This window comes from Fibrobacter sp. UWB13, from assembly GCF_900177805.1.
GTDB lineage: Bacteria > Fibrobacterota > Fibrobacteria > Fibrobacterales > Fibrobacteraceae > Fibrobacter.
Map to the genome: position 1 here is coordinate 1438799 of NZ_FXAX01000001.1, position 16646 is coordinate 1455444.

Below are 16646 nucleotides of genomic sequence, written 5' to 3' on the forward strand. Positions count from 1 at the left end.
AATAATAACAAAAACCACCGCACTTCATTTGTTCATTTGTGCAGTTTTTACTATATTTGGGCGCATGGATTTTGGAAGTTATGGTAAGACATGGTGGGCAAACAAGTGGCTAAACTCGATTCTTGCAACGGCAAGCGAGCAAGCTATTTTGCAGGGAATCAAGTTCGCCGCCCGTGGTCAAGTCACAAGCATCGATATAGTTGACAACCGCGTGATTTCTGTGGTAAAGGGTCCGAATGGCGGGCTCCACAACAACTACATCGTCTTCCCGAAATTTTCAAAAGAATCTTCCGAAATTTTCGTGAACTTTTTGAAGCAGCAGCCTGCGGAACTTTTGGCGTTGAACAACAAGGCGCTTAGCCCTTCGCTTGAACTCCTGATGAACAAAAGCGGTCTCCAGCTTTTTGATGACCCCGCCAAAGTCAACATGGGTTGCGACTGCCGCGATGAACGCCCATGCAAATACCTCATTGCCACGTTTTTGAAAATCGCAGAACAGGCAGACAAAGAGCCTAACGTCCTTTTCAAGATTCACGGACTCGACCTGGAATTTATCAAGGACTACAAGCCGGACGCGATGGAAATGGAAGCGCCCAGCGAAACAAATCTCATAAGGTCGTTCAGCAAAGCGACGAGACTCGTAGGGAATGCTGCAAGCACGGATGCTGCGAGCGTTTCGGGAAATGCCACCGAGAATGGCAACGGGGATAGCGACGAGCGCGCAGAACAAGAAGCAAGGCACGCCGCCGAACTTTCTCACGCAGAAGACGCGAGTGCTAGTTTATTTGGTGGGTATAAAGGCTCGGGCCGCGAATCGCAAAACAGCATCCCGCCCAAGCAACTGCCGACATTCGATTTCAAGAGTTGGAAAGACTACTCACACATTCTGCCCGCGATGTTGCAAAACTTCCCGAAGTTCTGCCCCGCCGGGAATTTCCGCAAGAGTTTTACAGATGAACTAGAATCATGCCACAAGTTCTTTACCGGCTTTGATAATTTCGACGCATTCTCGGAACAGTTCCGCGTGAACAACGCAAAGACGTTCCTAATGGAAAACGAGCAACTGCGACTGTTCCACAAGCCCGGATGGCATTGGAATTTCGAGCAGTCGATGGCAGACAAAGTTATCAATAGCAACCTCACCGTCACAAACGTGATGGGCGCACTTTGCTGCCTGAGCGCCGGGAATTTTTCGTGGCACCATTACTCCGTGCGTTACTTGCACTTGATGTTGCAAGTGGCGTTTTACCTTGTGCGCACCGGAGCGATTTACCCGCAAGTTTTCTGGATAGGGAAAGACGTGGCTCAAATGCGCTGGCTCCCCGCCGAGATGCTCCCCGAGATTTTGTACATTGTCGCAGACCTTGAAGTTACCGCCCCGCGAGAACTCGCGTGGACAAGCAAAGAAGAATCCTTCTTCGAAATTGCAGAACCCGCCGAGCACATTCTTTCGCTGTTCATCTCGCAGCTCTTGAAATTTGCACGCAAGTACAAGACGCCGATCAAGACGAATCACGGCAATTTGCTCTCGTTCTTTTTCGATAGCGTTTCGGGAAAGCTAGCGAACAACTCACATGCCATTCCGGGGAAAATCCAGCAATGGCTTTCGGTATATTCTTGCCTCGGTTGTCGTACGCAGATTCTCTTTGTCTGTAGCGAAAAGGATGAAGATGTGGCGCTGGACGTTTTTGTGCTAGACGAAGACGCTGCGAGTGCCGCCGGAAATATCGCAAGACGCACGCCACTTTCGGAACTATTCGAAAACAACGACTCGCGACTGCTCTCGATTATGAGCGTTCTGAACGGCATTGCCGATGGCTTCAAGCCGCTCGATGCATACTTGGAACGCCGTGCAAGCGAACCCATTTTGATGCGAGGCGCCGAACTCCTCGACTTTTTGCAGGATTGCCTCAAAAAACTCCAACTGTTCGGCATCCAGACGGAAATTCCAAAGAACCTTTTGAACATCGGAAAGCCGAAGCCCAAGATGCGCTTGCAAGGCAGCATGAGCTTTGGTGCATTTACTGCTGGCGACCTGCTTGACTTCGATTGGGAAATCGCCATCGGAGACGAAAATATTTCAGCAAAGGAATTCTTGGAACTCGCCGAACAAGCGGACGGACTTTTAAAATACAAGTCCAGTTACGTGCAAATTACCGAACAGGATTTGCAATCCATCCGCGATAAAATTGAAGGCAAGTCCGGAGAGTCTGCGAAAAACAGCAAAGGCAAAAAAGCAGCTAGGGATGATGCGGGAACGTCTTCTGAAAATGCCGCGGAAAACGCCGCGACCTCCACAGACGAAATCCTCGAAGAAGATTCCGTTCCAGAAATCACGCAAGCCAAACTCGTACAAGCTTGCTTCACCGGCGAATGCGACAACATCCCGGTTGAAATGGCGAGCGATTTCAAGCAGCAGTTCGATGCCTGGCGCGCCGAAACAGATATTCCGTTGCCCGAGAATCTGAATGCAACACTCCGCCCCTACCAAATGCGCGGCTACTCCTGGATGTACAAGAATCTGGAAATCGGATTCGGTTGCATTCTCGCCGATGACATGGGTCTTGGCAAGACGCTGCAAGTCATTACGTTCCTCCTCAAGATGAAACAGGAAGGCAAGTTCGCGGAGAAAAAAGCCATCGTCGTGATGCCCGCCGGCCTCCTTTGCAACTGGCAAGTCGAAATCAAGAAGTTTGCTCCAGAACTCACGTTCTTTGCGTACCACGGAGGCCGCCGCGACTTGCAAAAGTTCAGCGCCGACGTATTGCTCACGACGTACGCCACGTTCCGCAAGGACTTTGCTGAACTCGACAAGCACGAATGGCAAACGATTATCATCGACGAAGCTCAAAATATCAAGAACGCCGATAGCGAACAGAGTAAATTGCTCCGTCGGATGCGCGCCCCCATGAAAATTGCCATGAGTGGTACCCCTGTCGAAAATCGCCTCATGGAATTCTGGACCATCATGGATTTTGCAAACCACGGATTCTTCCCGAGCGCAAGTGAATTCCGCGAAAAGTTCGAAACGCCGATTCAAAAGAACGGCAATCAAGTCGTTGCCGAAACGTTCCGCAAAATCACAGCACCGTTCATGCTGCGCCGCCTCAAGACCGACAAGAGCATCATCAGCGACTTGCCCGACAAAATCATCCAGGACGAATACGCCGAACTCACGCGCTCACAAGCCGCCCTTTATCAAAAAACGCTCGAACACTTTATGCAAGAGCTTGAGATGGAGCAGGCGCTCAGCGAAAAGGCAAACGATGCCCACGCACTATTCAAGCGCAAGGGCATTATTTTGCAGATGATTCTTGCGCTCAAGCAAATCTGCAACCACCCCGCCACATTCCTAAAAGGCCTCGCCACAACCTCAGCACAAGACGCCGCGGCAGTCCCTACAGAAAGCGCCGCGCCCCAAAAGTCCAATAAGCTCGAATCCGGCAAGATGCAAATGCTCTTGGACCTTCTCACCTCCATCCAAGAGCAAGGCGAAAAGACGCTCATCTTCACGCAATTCGCCGAAATGGGCCACCTGCTGAAATCAACCATTGAAAGCGAACTCGGCCTCCGCACGCATTTCTACCACGGCGGTTGCACACAAACGCAGCGCTCCGAAATGATCCAGGATTTCCAGGAAAACCCGGACTGCAAAGTGCTCATACTCTCGCTCAAGGCTGGTGGCACCGGTCTCAACCTCGTCGCCGCCTCGCAAGTCATCCATTACGATTTGTGGTGGAACCCCGCCATCGAAGCGCAAGCCACCGACCGCGCCTTCCGTATCGGGCAAAAGCGCAACGTCCAAGTCCACCGCTTTATCACCAAAGGCACCTTCGAAGAGAAGATCAACTCCCTCCTCGAAACCAAAAAAGCCATCGCCAACTTGACCGTGAACGCTGGCGAAACATGGCTCGCCGACATGGACGACAAGCAACTCGCCGAAGTCTTCTGCCTGGACAACACGATTGTGTAGAAATTTAAATCGAAACCTATATTATATTTAAATCCAAACAGTAAAAAGTTGAGGAAAAATGCGGCGCAAGGACAGAGAAGTTTTAGGCGACGAAAACATCGCAAAGATTATCGAACAATGTACAACTTGTCATGTCGCAATGACTGATGATGCAGACCCAAGCATGCCCTACGTGATTCCATTGTCATTCGGATACAGCCTTAACAGCGGTGTTCTGGAACTGTATTTCCATTGTGCACATGTCGGCAAAAAGCTCGACTGCATCCGCAAAAATCCGAATGTCGCGTTCAGCATGTGCGTGGAGAATCGCATCGAGATTCACGAAGAAGCATATTGCAAGAGCGGGCGCTTTTATGCAAGCGTTGTCGGGCAAGGCAAAGCTGAAATCGTCGAAGACATCGCCGAAAAATGCCGTGGACTCTCGCTCCTAATGAAACGACAAGCCGCCCATGAGCCTCACCACCCAGATTCCGCGCATTCCTCGCAATCAGCGATCCCGCACAAGTTCGAATTCACGCCCGAACAAGCCGCCACCGTGACCGTTTTCAAGATAACGAGCACTAACTTTACCGGAAAAGCGAAAAACGACAAGGCACAAAAGTGCTAGAAAAATCCTAGCACGCTACACATTTAGTCCTTGACACAACGAACAGAAAAGCCACTGCTCTTGCCGAAGTCGAATGTGCTTATTGCCGCGTTACCATATTTGGACAAGTACATGTAGTACGCAGTCAAGTTATCGACCTCTGTAGAACTCCAGAAGTACGCATAGTCGCCCGTGCCCTCGTGATTATAACAGTCGCCCGAGCCATAGGGACCAACACTGATACCGCTGTGGCCAACAGGCAACGCCGAAAACGAGAAATCATCCGTATTGCCGTAATTATTCCAATCGGTTGTGGACTTGAGTCTTGTATCGATGTGTGCCAGTGGGTCGCCGAGTTTGACTGCATTGAATAGGGTACTCCACTCGTCTTGGCTTGGCAGGTGCCAACCACTAGGGCAAGCCGTTGTCGCCACATCCCACGTGTACAGGCGACCACCGTACTCGGCGCATTTTGCGCAGTAGCTCTGGGTGAAGTAGCCACCTGGTGCGTAGTTCACATTTACGGTCTTCATCTCGGCGCATCTAACGCAACAGCTGCCTTTTGTTTCGTAGTTCAGATTTTCGGCCATCCATGTCTGCGAACCGATGACAACCGTTTTATAGACCTGCCCATCGCGAGAATCAGTGAATGGGATTATTTCCGCAGCCTGAATTGGAGACGTGCCCACAGAATCTGACGAAGAATCACCACACGCCCACAGCAACAGAACAGGAGCAAATAACAAAATTTGTTTGGTCATAACACTACACCTTAGCAAAAGCACTACTAAATGTAAAAAAGAGCGATACATTGTCAAGTTTTTATTTTCGCTCATGTGTTTTACGATAGCACATGTTCCGTTTTGGAACATGTGAAAAAAAAGGCAACTCGTAAAGATTATTTACAAGTTGCTCATGCTAGTTCTCTACTCCGCCCAATGGTTTCCGTTGTAATTCTTGGCGGTGTCCGCGTCCATGCCGATTTGGCGAACCAAATCTTCAATGCTTGCGAATTTCTTTTCAGGGCGCAAGAAGGCGAGCAAGTCCAGCGCTAAGTGCTGGCCGTAAATGTCTTCGTTAAAGTCAAGCAGATACGCTTCGACCGCAAGGTTATGCGTTCCGGGCGTTGTCGGTTGCGTTCCGATGTTCACGACAGAGCGATAAATGCGACCGTCCGAGAGTCTTGCGCTTGCAACATACACGCCGCCTTTCGGCAAGAACTTGAACTGTTCCATCTGCACATTAGCCGTCGGAAACCCGATCGTATGACCAAGGCGCTTGCCTACCACAACAGTTCCAGACAAGCGATACGGGCGCCCCAGATAAGTCTGCGCGCGGTCCACATCGCCGTTCAAAAGCGCATTGCGCACTGCAGAAGAGCTCACGCGTTCGCCCTTGTGCAAAACCATTGAAAGCATCTGCGTCGAGAGTTCCGGGAACGCAGCGGTAATCGTCTCGTAATTGCCTTTGCCGCCAGCGCCAAAGCAATGGTCATGTCCAAAAAACATCGAAACGACTTCGCGCTTTTCAATCAGTTCCGTGCGGACAAATTTATCAAACGGGAGTTTTGCCAATTCGTGCGTGAACGGCAAAACCAAAAATTCAATACCGAGGCTCTCGACGAATTCGCGTTTTTCTTCGGTCGTCGTGAGGAGCAACGGATCGCCCGGCCCACGCAAGACGTAATTAGAATGGGGTTCAAAGCTGATGACCGTCGGCTGCAAATGGTTCACTTCGGCAACCGCTTTCAGCGTACGGAAAAGCGCCTGGTGCCCCAAATGGCATCCGTCAAAATTACCCATTGTCACAGCGCGTTTCATCCAATCATCACCTTTTTAATCATCACCTAAAAAGAACTTGGGGCAAATGCGGCCCGGGTCATAAACGCCAAGCCCAATCACAGCGCCATCTTTATCGGCGGTAAAGACAAACTTTTCCGACCCAGGCGTCGTGCTTAAATTTTCAACAGGAGTGCGCCACGGCACCCAATTTCCTAAACGAATCGCTTTCACCTGGTCGTCATTCAAGCGAACAACCGGAAAATCAAGCACCTGGTCCACAGGGAGCAAATGTTCCGGCGTGAGAGCGTCCCCGCGAACAGCACGATCCACAGTCACATCGCCAATGCGATGGCGGCGGATCATCGAGACGCAGCCGCACGTTCCAAGCGCACGGGCCAAATCACGACCGAGCGAACGGATGTACGTTCCCTTGCTACAGTTGCATTCCAAATCAAACGAGGCAAAGCTCTTGCCAGTGCAGCCTTCCGTCACAAGCCCCTCGCCCACGACTTTGAGCGATTCGATATGGATGCGGCGTGGCTTGAGTTCAATTTCACGACCACGATTTGCCAAGTCGCTTGCGCGATGTCCGTCGATTTTCACAGCACTGTAATTCGGCGGAACCTGGTCAATGTCGCCAATGAACTGCGGCAAAACCGCTTCGAGGTCCGCACGCGTCACCGAAGGCACTCCGCACTGGATCCTATCGCCTTCGGCTCCAGGATGACAACCCATCTTATCCTGTTCCACGACTTCCCCGTCCCATTCCAGGGTGTCGGTTTCGTAGCCAAGGTGGAGCCTGAACGTATAGCACTTGTCCTTCGCCTCAATGTAGGGCAAAAGGCGCGTTGCACGACCAGTGGCAGCAATAATGAGCCCGCTTGCACGCAAATCGAGCGTACCCGCGTGGCCCACGCGTTTAGTACAAAAGACCCTTTTCAGAGGGAAAAGGGCCTTAAAAGATGTTTCACCTGCAATTTTGTCCAAGAGGACGAAGCCGGAAGAGGACAATTAAAGTTCCCCTTTCTGCTTCAGTTCTGCAAGGATTTCTTCAATGTGCATGGCATGTTCGAGATTTTCGTCAAGAACGAACTTGAGCTCCGGAACCTTGAAAATCTTCAAGGCCTTGCCCAAGACGCCACGGATAAAGCCGGCGGAATTGTTGAGTCCGACAAGCGTATCGCGCTTTTCTTTATCGGAACCCATCACCGAGACGAGGGCCTTTGCATAGCTCAGGTCTTCAGTAATGTCCACACGGGTAATGCTCGCGAGAGTGCTCACGCGCGGATCCTTCAAGCCCTTCTGGATGAGCTTGGAGATCTCTTCGCGGAACTGCTCGCCTAATCTATCGGTTCTACGAGTCATTAAGCGTTTTCCTTCGCTGCGGCAGCTTCTTCAGCAGCCTTCTTTGCCTTTTCTTCAGCTTCTTCGCGGGCAACGTCTTCCAACGTACGGGCGACCTTGACTTCCTTGAAGAAGATGAGGCTATCGCCTTCCTTGATATCGTCGTAACCCTTGAGGCCGATACCGCACTCGAAGCCACGAGCGACAGACTTGACGTCGTCCTTCATACGCTTCAAGGACTGAACCACGGTCGTACCGAGTTCGATACCGTTGCGGTAAACGCGGACATGGCTCGTGCGGTCGACTTCGCCGTCGGTAACCATACAGCCAGCGATGAGACCGACCTTCGGGACCTTGAACACCTGGCGGATTTCGGCTTCGCCAACGAGTTCTTCGCGCATGATCGGCTTGAGGAGGCCTTCCACAGCGTTCTTGATATCTTCAATGCAGTCGTAAATCACGCGGTAGTTGCGGATTTCGATGCCTTCCTTCTGAGCCATTTCGCGGACAGCGAGAGACGGCATAAGGTGGAAGGAAATAATGATAGCCTGTGCGGTCGTTGCAAACAGGATATCGGATTCAGTAATCGTACCCACGCCCTTGCGGATGATGTTGACGCGGACTTCCTTGTTGGTAAGCTTTTCGAGGGAAGCGGCCAAAGCTTCTGCAGAACCACCCACGTCGGCCTTGACGATGAGGTTGAGTTCGGAGAGCGTACCTTCCTTCTTTGCGTTGAAGGAGTTTTCGAGAGAGACCGTCTTACGGGCGCGGAGATCGCGTTCACGAGCAGCCATACGGCGCTTGGAAGCAATTTCACGTGCGGTCTTTTCGTCTTCCACCACGACAAGTTCGTCACCGGCCTGCGGAGTACCGTCAAAGCCGAGCACCTGACACGGAGCAGAAGGAGGAGCTTCCTTCATCTGTTCACCGCGTTCGTTAAACATGGCACGGACACGGCCAGCGTAGATACCGCAAACAAACGGGTCACCCACATGGAGCGTACCGTTCTGCACGAGGATCGTAGCCATGGAACCCTTACCCACGTCGAGCTTGGATTCAACGACAGCGCCACGGGCGTGCGTATCCGGATTGGCTTTAAGTTCAAGAATTTCAGCTTCGAGAGCGAGCGTTTCAAGGAGGACATCCATGCCCTGACCCGTACGAGCAGAAACTTCGATACAGCTGGTCTGACCGCCCCACTGTTCGACTTCCACACCGCGTTCTGCGAGCTGGGCGCGAATCTTGTCCGGGTTTGCGGTCGGGAGGTCCATCTTTGTAATGGCAACGACCATCGGGACGTTTTCGCGCTTTGCAAGTTCAATACATTCAACCGTCTGCGGCATCACCATGGAGTCAGCAGCTACGACGAGAACGATAACGTCGGTCACCTGGGAACCGCGAGCACGCATAGCACTGAAGGCTTCGTGACCCGGAGTATCGAGGAAGGTAACCTTGCCCTGCTTGGTGGTGACTTCGTATGCACCGATGTGCTGCGTAATGCCACCCGATTCGCCGGACACCACGTGGGTCTTACGAATCCAGTCGAGGAGAGAAGTCTTACCATGGTCAACGTGGCCCATAACGGTAACCACCGGATGACGCGGCTGGAGATTTTCCTGAGATTCTTCCTCGATGCCGAGAGCTTCTTCTTCGTATTCTTCCATCAGCTGAGCTTCGTAACCGAATTCATCAGCCAAAATCTGGATCGTTTCGAAATCAAGGCGAGCGTTGATGGTCACCATCATGCCCATTTCCATGCACTTTGCAATGACGCGTGCCGGCATCTGGTCCATGAGACCTGCGAGTTCGCCCACGGTAATGAAGTCAGAAGTCTTGAGGATCTTCTTTTCTTCACCCGAGTTGTTTTCGGAATGTTCCTTGTGATAAACTTTCTTGACCGGGTTCTTGGAGAGGGATGCCATCACGCGGGAAACGTTCTGACGAACGGCTTCCTGCTGCTGTTCCCTCTGCATTTCCTGACGGTCCTTAGTATTGCTGCGGCGGTTCTTGTCGTTGCCATGGCGGCCGTTCTGACCCTTGCCATTGCCCTTACCATTCTGGTTGTTCTGACCGAGAGACTGGTTATTGTTGTTGGAAGCATTGAAAGCTTCCTGCATGGAACCGCTGGAGAATCCACCGTTACGACCGGTATAGCCGCGGCTACTGCTGCTAGCGTTACCGCCGTTCGGGCGACGATTATTGTTGTTATTGTTGCGGTTATCGTTACCGCCATTGCCGTTGTTCGAGAGACGGCCAAACGTACCCGTGTAACCCTGGCCATTGCCGCCATTGCGGTTTCCGCCATTCGGGCGATGGTTGTTGCGAGCGGCCTGAGCCTGCTGGCGAGACTTTTCGATACGGGCAAGGATTGCTGCATCGGGCTTGAAGACCTGAGCCTTCATCGGCGGCTGCTTGAGTTCCGTCGTAGCAGACATCATAGTCGGCTGCGGAGCAGCGGGCTTTGCGACGGCCGGAGCGGCAGGCTTTGCAGCCGGAGCAGGAGCAGCGGGCTTCGGAGCGGCTTGTGCAGGCGCCGGGGCGGCAGGCTTTGCCTGAGGTGCCGGGGCCGGGGCGGGAGCGGCGGGCTTAACAGCCGGAGCAGCAGGTGCTGCGGCCGGTGCGGGAGCAGGTGCTGCCGGCTTCGGTGCCGGAGCGGCAGGAGCCACTTGAGCCGGAGCAGGTGCGGCAGGCTTCGGTGCAACTTGTGCCGGGGCCGGGGCGGCCGGTTTTACGGTAGCCGGAGCAGCGGGTTTTGCAATCGTGGATTTCAATTCCGGTTTAGCAGCAGGCTTCGGAGCCTCCTTGCGGGGACCCGGGCCTTTCTTGAGGCTCACCTTCAAGCCAAGTCTGTTCGTCGCAACCGACGTTTCCTTCTTCTTTGCAGGAGCGGAAGCGGAAGAATCAGATTCAGAAGCGGTCGGCCTCTTGAGATTCTTGTTGCGGGCATCCTGCTTCTGTTTTTCGGCAGCGGCAGCATCCTCGATTTTAGCAAAGTCTGCCATATCCAATTTGGACATATGGGTACGAACTGCAACGCCTGCATCGCGGAGCAGCTTCATCACCACATCAACCTTCAATCCATGAGCATCAGCCCAATCCTTAGGTTTCATTTGAGATTCATTCGTCATGAATAGCCTATTCAATTCCTTTTCTTATTCTTCCGTTAAACTATTTGCCCTGCGCAAAAGTTTTTAAGCGTTCACGTCCTTCTTGACAGCTGCGGCCTTTGCCTTTCTGTCTTCGTCCATACGCTTCGCTCTCATTCTTCTTTCATCCTCATAGTTCGGAGCGAGGATGTTGTTCTTGGCTTCTTCGTCCATCTGAGACCATTCCTGTTCTCCATGGACATCGAGCTTGCGATCCACCAAACGGCCGGCGAGTTCCACGTTCTGGCCACCCTTACCGATAGCCTGAGCGAGGTTTTCGTCATCCACGATGATCACGATACGGTCCGTATCCGGAACCGGGAACATCTTGAGGACAGAAGCCGGAGCCAAGGAACGCTGAACGAACACATCGAAGTTTTCGTCCCAGTGAACGATGTCGATACGTTCGTTGCCGAGTTCGCGGACAATCGTCTGCACGCGAGCACCCTTCATGCCGACGCAAGCGCCAACCGGGTCAATCTTTTCGTCACGAGAATAGACGGCAATCTTTGCACGGCGATTCTTGGAGTCACGGGCAACAGCCTTGATTTCGACAGTGCCTTCGTAGATTTCCGGAACTTCCTGACGGAGAAGCGCCTTGAGGAAGTCGGCGTTGGATCTAGACAAAATAACCTGAGCACCGCTCTTCGTAGATTCTTCCACGCGAGCAATCACAGCCTTCACAGAAGCGCCCTGAGTCAAGCGTTCGTGCGGGATCTGTTCGCGAGCCGGGAGCTCAGCTTCAATCTTGTTGCCAAGGTCAACGATAACATTACGTTGTTCCAAACGGAGCACCGTACCGTTGATGATCGTACCGATGCGGCTGCGGTAGATGTCCATGATGCGCTGGCATTCGGCACTGCGGATGTGCTGGGTCAAGAGCTGCTTTGCAGTCTGGATGGCCTGACGACCAAAGGAGGAGGTCGGGAGTTCCATATAAAGGCTGTCGCCTGCCTGAGCATCTTCGTTGAAGTCGCGAGCTTCATCGACGAGCATGTAGCCTTCGTCCATTTCAGCCACTTCGTCGGCAGTCATGTTCGGGTCGTAGTCCGGATAGTCATCAACAACTTCGACGTTCAAGAACACATGGACTTCGTTGGTTTCCATGTCGATATCGACGTTAATCTTCTTTTCGATGTGCAGATACTTGCGGGCCGCAGAAATAAGAGCCTTCTTGAGGGCGTCCAAAATCACGGAATCATCGACACTCTTGTCTTCAACGACTTCCTTGAGTACGTCGAGCAAGTTTACTTTCGGTTCGTTCTTCATATAGTTGACCTTCCTATTTAATTTCTACTTCGACCTTGGCCGAAAGCACTTCGGACCGCGGTATGACGATTTCGCCGGCATTGCCCTTGAGCTTGAGCGTCAGATTTTCTTCGTCGGCATTCAAAAGTTCACCAGTCACTGGCTTGCCCGTCGAGCGTGTCACACGGAGCAGGCGCCCCTTGTTGCGTTCAAAATCCGCCATAGACTTGAGGGGGCGGTCTATTCCCGGAGAAGAAACTTCAAGCGTATAAGCGCCCTCGATCAACTCGGGATCCAGGTCCAGCGCATCCGAAAGGAAATGACTCACGTTCGTGCAGTCATCGATAGTAACACCTTCGGGCTTGTCGATAAAGATTCGCAATGTCTTGCGTTTGCCAGCACGGAACACATCAGCTTCCACAAGCGTAACAGATGCGGACTTGCATGCATCGGCAATGAGAGAATTCAGTTTTTCTTGGGCGACCAAATAAACCTCTTACAATAAACGGCGTTCGTATTCGGGCCCGAATCCGGCTCGTTCAAGCCAAATTTGAACCCACGAACGTCAGTACATACCAAATAGAGAAATTTTTTTGCCCTTAGGCAACTCTCCTAAATGACTTTAGCGTCAATTAACGCAATTTTCGTCATCAGCGCCCTTCTTATCCGATTCACCAGAACCTGCAATTTCTCCAGGATCAACAGCAAAAGACGAAGGTAGCGACATCGAGAAATCAGAGATTTCGGTCTGACGGTTAGCGACAAAGAAATGCAAATGGTGCAAGGATCCATCCGCCCAGCCCGTCACATCAGAAGCCCCCTCACAATTCGAATGCTGCGCTAACGGTTCTCCGATATGGCAACCATGATTATTTTGGGCTAGAGTCTGTATTTTTACACTACCCGGAGCAGGCATGTGCGTACCGCCCAAATCAATGACCAAAACACCATCGACAAACACCCACAAGTCTCCACTACTAACAAACTTCAGTTCTTCTGGTTCCGGCAACTGGTTTGACGCCTTATACTGGAAACTCATGTACCCCATCATGGTAAAACCATAATTGCGCAAGTGTTGCAAACCAAGTTTTCCATTTGCTATTGCGGCCTGCAAGGCGGCGCTATGTCCAGTACCATTAGAATTTACAGCACGCGGACCACCCGCATTCAACCAGTCTGCACAAAGCTTATAGGTGTTCTGACCAGACAGATCCTCCTGAGTTCTTGCATACTGATAATCATAAGGCGGACAGAAAATAGAGAGCGACTGAGGTTCAAAGACTTCACAAGAACCCGTCGGCTGGATAAATTCAATACAAGATTTTGCACTTACCCATTCATGATTCACCGGATTCACGCTATCTAGCGGGAAGAACCCTCCATTATTAGAATTAAAATTGTAAACAAAGTCATTACTTTCGTCTGTGGACTTCGGAAGTTCAAGAACCATATTGACGCGCTTGTTTACAGTAGGATCATCCACAAACCACTGGTCAAAGTTCTTATTGTCACAGCGTTCATTCAGCTTTTGGATGACAACATCATACATATCGACAGATCCGTCATCGCCCATGTTATTAAACAACAAATGAGGATTCACCATGCCCGGTGTATAAACAACCGGGTTTGCCCAATTATTTTTTTCATCAGAGCACTTATCGCCATTCACGTTACCAAGAGCATTTTTGTAGCCGCGTAAAAACTTAATCCCAGATTGAACATTCACAACCTGAAAGCATTCCCCGTATTCCAAGACCGGACCCGCAGAAACCTGCTGCAAATACTCTGGCAAAACAGGATTTTTCCGCATCGGTAAGCCATCTACGCCAATTTGTATTCCAGTACCATTTTTTTCAAAAGAATACATATTGCCACATGAACTATGATAAGCCGCAGCCGAATACCATTCTTCATCAAAGCCAAAAGCTTTCATGGCAGCGCCGGTTGTACTCTCATAGCTATAGATATCATCCAGATGTTCAACCGTTTCTTCCGAGAAATTTTCAAAATCAGAATGATTCTGCTGAAAATCGCGAATAACGACATCTAAATTAAGCGAAGAAATTTCAGCACTACTCCCCTCTTTCGCAAGAGGTCTAGCCCCATCCGTAGGGCAAGTCGTTTTTTCTGGAGATCCACTAACAGGATCATCTGGCGCCGGGTCAACTTCTGAGCAAGCGGCGCAAAACATCATCATAGGCACAATTAGTGCCATCTTTCTTTTATTCCTATTCATTTTTCCTCCTTACTATAGCTATAGCGACAAAAATCGCACTAGCACCGAATAAAAGTTTGTTCTTAAAATATATTATTTTTTTGCCAATATGCTATATGGCACTCCGTTGGAGTGCATATAGCTCAGCTCGGTCATGCCAACAAGTAAACTTGTTGTCGCGACGCTCGCTTTATGCTATATTTAGTATATGGCTTACGTATTACTCATCCTTATCAGCATCGGCGGGCTTGCGCTCTGCGGTTTTTATCTCAAAAAGAACATTATCCGAATCAAGGATAAGAATAAGGATGAACCGAAAAAATACAAGCGTATACTGAACTACGTCCCGACCGGACTTTGGTACGGCTACTTGATCCTATTCTTCGCAGGACTTACAATCAACAATACGATTTTCTAGTCATTAGTCAATAGTCAATAGTCATTGGTCATTAGCATAGTAACTGCAGCATAGCCGCCTAACTTCAAACTAATAACTAGAAACAAACAACTAATAGCTAATAATACACTTTCTGGGCTTCGAGCCAGCGTTCGTACAAGAACAACGCAATCAGGTTCTTTCCATCAATGAACTTGTGAGCAGCTTCTTCGTACGGCAAAACTTCCGTACGGATCCATTCGTTCTCGTCGGTGTAGGTCTGGTTCTTGCCATCCATCGCTTCAAGTTCTTCGCGCGTCACGCTACGTTCAATCGCATAAAGGCGGATGCGCTCGTCCAAAAGACCACAGCTCCCGGCAAAGCCTTCGCTTGAGCCCTTGTACCAGAAGTCCATCAAGTCAATCAGTTCAGAATCCTTAGCCTTGATTTGCGCTTCTTCTTCAAGTTCCGAGAGCGCCACCTTGCGAAAATCGCCCGACCAGTCGAGAATCCCCGCCGGGATTTCAAGCGACGCCGTTTCCGAGATTGCAAATCGCGGTTGGCGCACCAAGAGCAAATAGCGTTTGCCTTCGCAATGGAGCACGACAAGCACACCCACGGCATGGCCACGCACAAGCACAATCCCATGCACCGGCTTGCCGTCCGGCAAAAAAGCGGTCGCATTCAGCTTGATGAACAGCGGTTCGTGGCGCTTGCTAAAATAGTCGACCGAAGCAAAATGCACCTTCGTGATATTGAATTTTTTTTCAGAAGCTTCAAGCCACTGCTTATAAATCTTGCTTTCAAGAATTACAGGCTTGTCTTCTTCGGCAATTTCAGCGGCAAAGGTATATTCAATCATTTTGACTCCGTCGAATCGGTGCGGAGCGTATCGTTTGCAACCGTCGCCGACTTCCAAATATTATACAAACTATCTATAGGCGATTCTTCGTCATCTTCGCTTTCGAGTACGAGTGCATTTTTATCTAAGCGATAAGCCACCCAGTCTTCTTTTGTCGAAGGTCCACAAGAACGTTCGCTTTCATCAGGCACAAAAAGCTGCCGTACAAACGTAGTTTTAGCACCATAAGTAAAACCTGAATACAAAAAGCCGTTCATCATCGCGCACTTGGGAATTTCTTCGACGTAATACGTGCTCGTATGCCAAACCGTATCCAAGCGTTCCATGATCTTACCCAAAGATGTCGAATCGTATTCCCATTTAGAACTCAGGCAGTACGTGGAATCCGAAGATGCGCAAGCATAACGTACCGGCACAAGCGCCGTATCATTTTCGCTCCAACTCGACGGATAAATCGTATCTGCAACAACCTCATCGCACATATCCACACGCATGGTGCAGTTTGCACGGAGCGTCCTCCAATGGAATTTCTGCGGAGTCAGAGAATCCAAGACTCGCAAAATCGAAGGAGATTCCTTCGTGCGTAACGGAAGTGAAGCAGGTTCAGCAAATGCAGAATCCACAAAGATGCGGAACGTATCGAGTTCAATTTTTCCACGACGCAGCATAATGGAATCCAAAAGCGAATCCACATCATTTTTCACAACGATCTTCGTGATATTCGAAGACACACTATTCGTGAGCATCTTGAACGTCGAATCCGGGCGGTACATCGGCGATGGGCAATCGTCCGTATTAACCTTGATATTCACAGTCGGCGCAAAAACGACAACCGAATCATCAAAGGAATAATTCAAGTCAATCGATGTAAGCGAGCAATTCGAAAAAGACCAAATCTTCGAAAGCGTAATATAAAGCGTATCCGAAATCAGATGAATCGTCTTGCCAGAATCCAGTGATGCCGCCTCAAAAAATCCCTTGCCTTCTACAGATTGTCCATTAGGCATCACATCCAGCGGGCCATCGCCATCCTGAGCACAAGACGCGAAAAAAGCTACCAGCAGGGAAAATAGAAAAACAAGAGAAAACTTGACAGACTTAGGGTTCATACAAAC

Annotated in this window: 13 protein-coding genes; 3 read left to right on the forward strand and 10 right to left on the reverse strand. The window is 50.5% G+C overall.

Going from position 1 to position 16646, the window contains the following annotated elements; genetic code table 11:
• Window positions 1-64 precede the first annotated feature (64 nt).
• Both B9Y77_RS06015 and B9Y77_RS06020 read left to right on the forward strand, forming a co-directional pair.
• Window positions 65-3973 (forward strand): SNF2-related protein, encoded by a 3909-nt coding sequence (locus tag B9Y77_RS06015; protein ID WP_085490837.1) that lies wholly within the window; start codon window positions 65-67, stop codon window positions 3971-3973.
• A gap of 58 nt (window positions 3974-4031) precedes the next feature.
• Window positions 4032-4580, forward strand: a complete 549-nt coding sequence (locus B9Y77_RS06020) for a pyridoxamine 5'-phosphate oxidase family protein (protein ID WP_085490838.1) — start codon at window positions 4032-4034, stop codon at window positions 4578-4580.
• 23 nt (window positions 4581-4603) lie between these two features.
• Here B9Y77_RS06020 and B9Y77_RS06025 read toward each other — a convergent pair whose 3' ends face one another.
• The 8 genes from B9Y77_RS06025 to B9Y77_RS06060 all read right to left on the reverse strand — a co-directional run bounded on the left by B9Y77_RS06025 (window position 4604) and on the right by B9Y77_RS06060 (window position 14314).
• A complete protein-coding gene (locus B9Y77_RS06025; protein ID WP_085490839.1) occupies window positions 4604-5320 on the reverse strand; it encodes a fibrobacter succinogenes major paralogous domain-containing protein in 717 nt (238 codons plus the stop codon).
• A 165-nt stretch (window positions 5321-5485) separates the two neighbouring features.
• Window positions 5486-6379 carry a riboflavin biosynthesis protein RibF gene (gene ribF, locus B9Y77_RS06030; RefSeq protein ID WP_085490840.1) on the reverse strand — a complete coding sequence of 298 codons (894 nt, stop codon included), beginning with the start codon at window positions 6377-6379 and terminating at the stop codon, window positions 5486-5488.
• 15 nt (window positions 6380-6394) lie between these two features.
• Window positions 6395-7351 carry a tRNA pseudouridine(55) synthase TruB gene (gene truB, locus B9Y77_RS06035; protein WP_085490841.1) on the reverse strand — a complete coding sequence of 319 codons (957 nt, stop codon included), beginning with the start codon at window positions 7349-7351 and terminating at the stop codon, window positions 6395-6397.
• A complete protein-coding gene (rbfA, locus tag B9Y77_RS06040) occupies window positions 7352-7705 on the reverse strand; it encodes a 30S ribosome-binding factor RbfA (RefSeq protein ID WP_014546935.1) in 354 nt (117 codons plus the stop codon).
• Window positions 7705-10794: a translation initiation factor IF-2 gene (gene infB, locus B9Y77_RS06045; RefSeq protein WP_254899938.1), complete on the reverse strand. Its 3090-nt coding sequence runs from the start codon at window positions 10792-10794 to the stop codon at window positions 7705-7707. The genes rbfA and infB overlap by 1 nt, the downstream gene beginning before the upstream one ends.
• A gap of 81 nt (window positions 10795-10875) precedes the next feature.
• Window positions 10876-12099, reverse strand: coding sequence for a transcription termination factor NusA (gene nusA / locus B9Y77_RS06050; RefSeq protein ID WP_085490843.1), 1224 nt, complete (start codon window positions 12097-12099; stop codon window positions 10876-10878).
• Window positions 12100-12112: 13 nt separating this feature from the next.
• On the reverse strand, window positions 12113-12565 hold the full coding sequence (rimP, locus tag B9Y77_RS06055) for a ribosome maturation factor RimP (protein ID WP_014546932.1): 453 nt from the start codon (window positions 12563-12565) through the stop codon (window positions 12113-12115).
• 141 nt (window positions 12566-12706) lie between these two features.
• On the reverse strand, window positions 12707-14314 hold the full coding sequence (locus B9Y77_RS06060; protein ID WP_085490844.1) for a fibro-slime domain-containing protein: 1608 nt from the start codon (window positions 14312-14314) through the stop codon (window positions 12707-12709).
• 187 nt (window positions 14315-14501) lie between these two features.
• Between B9Y77_RS06060 and B9Y77_RS06065 the strand changes: the two genes are divergently transcribed.
• Window positions 14502-14711, forward strand: a complete 210-nt coding sequence (locus B9Y77_RS06065) for a hypothetical protein (RefSeq protein ID WP_073423247.1) — start codon at window positions 14502-14504, stop codon at window positions 14709-14711.
• Between the two features lie 97 nt (window positions 14712-14808).
• On the opposite strand, the gene B9Y77_RS06070 is transcribed toward B9Y77_RS06065, so the two are convergent.
• Together B9Y77_RS06070 and B9Y77_RS06075 are read right to left on the reverse strand one after the other, a co-directional pair.
• A complete protein-coding gene (locus B9Y77_RS06070; protein WP_014546929.1) occupies window positions 14809-15531 on the reverse strand; it encodes an NUDIX domain-containing protein in 723 nt (240 codons plus the stop codon).
• Entirely contained in the window at window positions 15528-16640 is a 1113-nt protein-coding gene (locus B9Y77_RS06075; protein ID WP_085490845.1) for a hypothetical protein, read from the reverse strand. The genes B9Y77_RS06070 and B9Y77_RS06075 overlap by 4 nt, the downstream gene beginning before the upstream one ends.
• Window positions 16641-16646: the final 6 nt, after the last annotated feature.

What these genes read in the sequence shown, in the direction of transcription:
- B9Y77_RS06015 (WP_085490837.1), top strand. Translation starts at nt 65, where the DNA reads ATGGATTTTGGAAGTTATGGTAAGACATGGTGGGCAAACAAGTGGCTA.
- B9Y77_RS06020 (WP_085490838.1), top strand. Translation starts at nt 4,032, where the DNA reads ATGCGGCGCAAGGACAGAGAAGTTTTAGGCGACGAAAACATCGCAAAG.
- B9Y77_RS06025 (WP_085490839.1), bottom strand. Translation starts at nt 5,320, where the DNA reads ATGACCAAACAAATTTTGTTATTTGCTCCTGTTCTGTTGCTGTGGGCG.
- ribF (WP_085490840.1), bottom strand. Translation starts at nt 6,379, where the DNA reads ATGAAACGCGCTGTGACAATGGGTAATTTTGACGGATGCCATTTGGGG.
- rbfA (WP_014546935.1), bottom strand. Translation starts at nt 7,705, where the DNA reads ATGACTCGTAGAACCGATAGATTAGGCGAGCAGTTCCGCGAAGAGATC.
- infB (WP_254899938.1), bottom strand. Translation starts at nt 10,794, where the DNA reads ATGAAACCTAAGGATTGGGCTGATGCTCATGGATTGAAGGTTGATGTG.
- nusA (WP_085490843.1), bottom strand. Translation starts at nt 12,099, where the DNA reads ATGAAGAACGAACCGAAAGTAAACTTGCTCGACGTACTCAAGGAAGTC.
- B9Y77_RS06060 (WP_085490844.1), bottom strand. Translation starts at nt 14,314, where the DNA reads ATGAATAGGAATAAAAGAAAGATGGCACTAATTGTGCCTATGATGATG.
- B9Y77_RS06065 (WP_073423247.1), top strand. Translation starts at nt 14,502, where the DNA reads ATGGCTTACGTATTACTCATCCTTATCAGCATCGGCGGGCTTGCGCTC.
- B9Y77_RS06070 (WP_014546929.1), bottom strand. Translation starts at nt 15,531, where the DNA reads ATGATTGAATATACCTTTGCCGCTGAAATTGCCGAAGAAGACAAGCCT.
- B9Y77_RS06075 (WP_085490845.1), bottom strand. Translation starts at nt 16,640, where the DNA reads ATGAACCCTAAGTCTGTCAAGTTTTCTCTTGTTTTTCTATTTTCCCTG.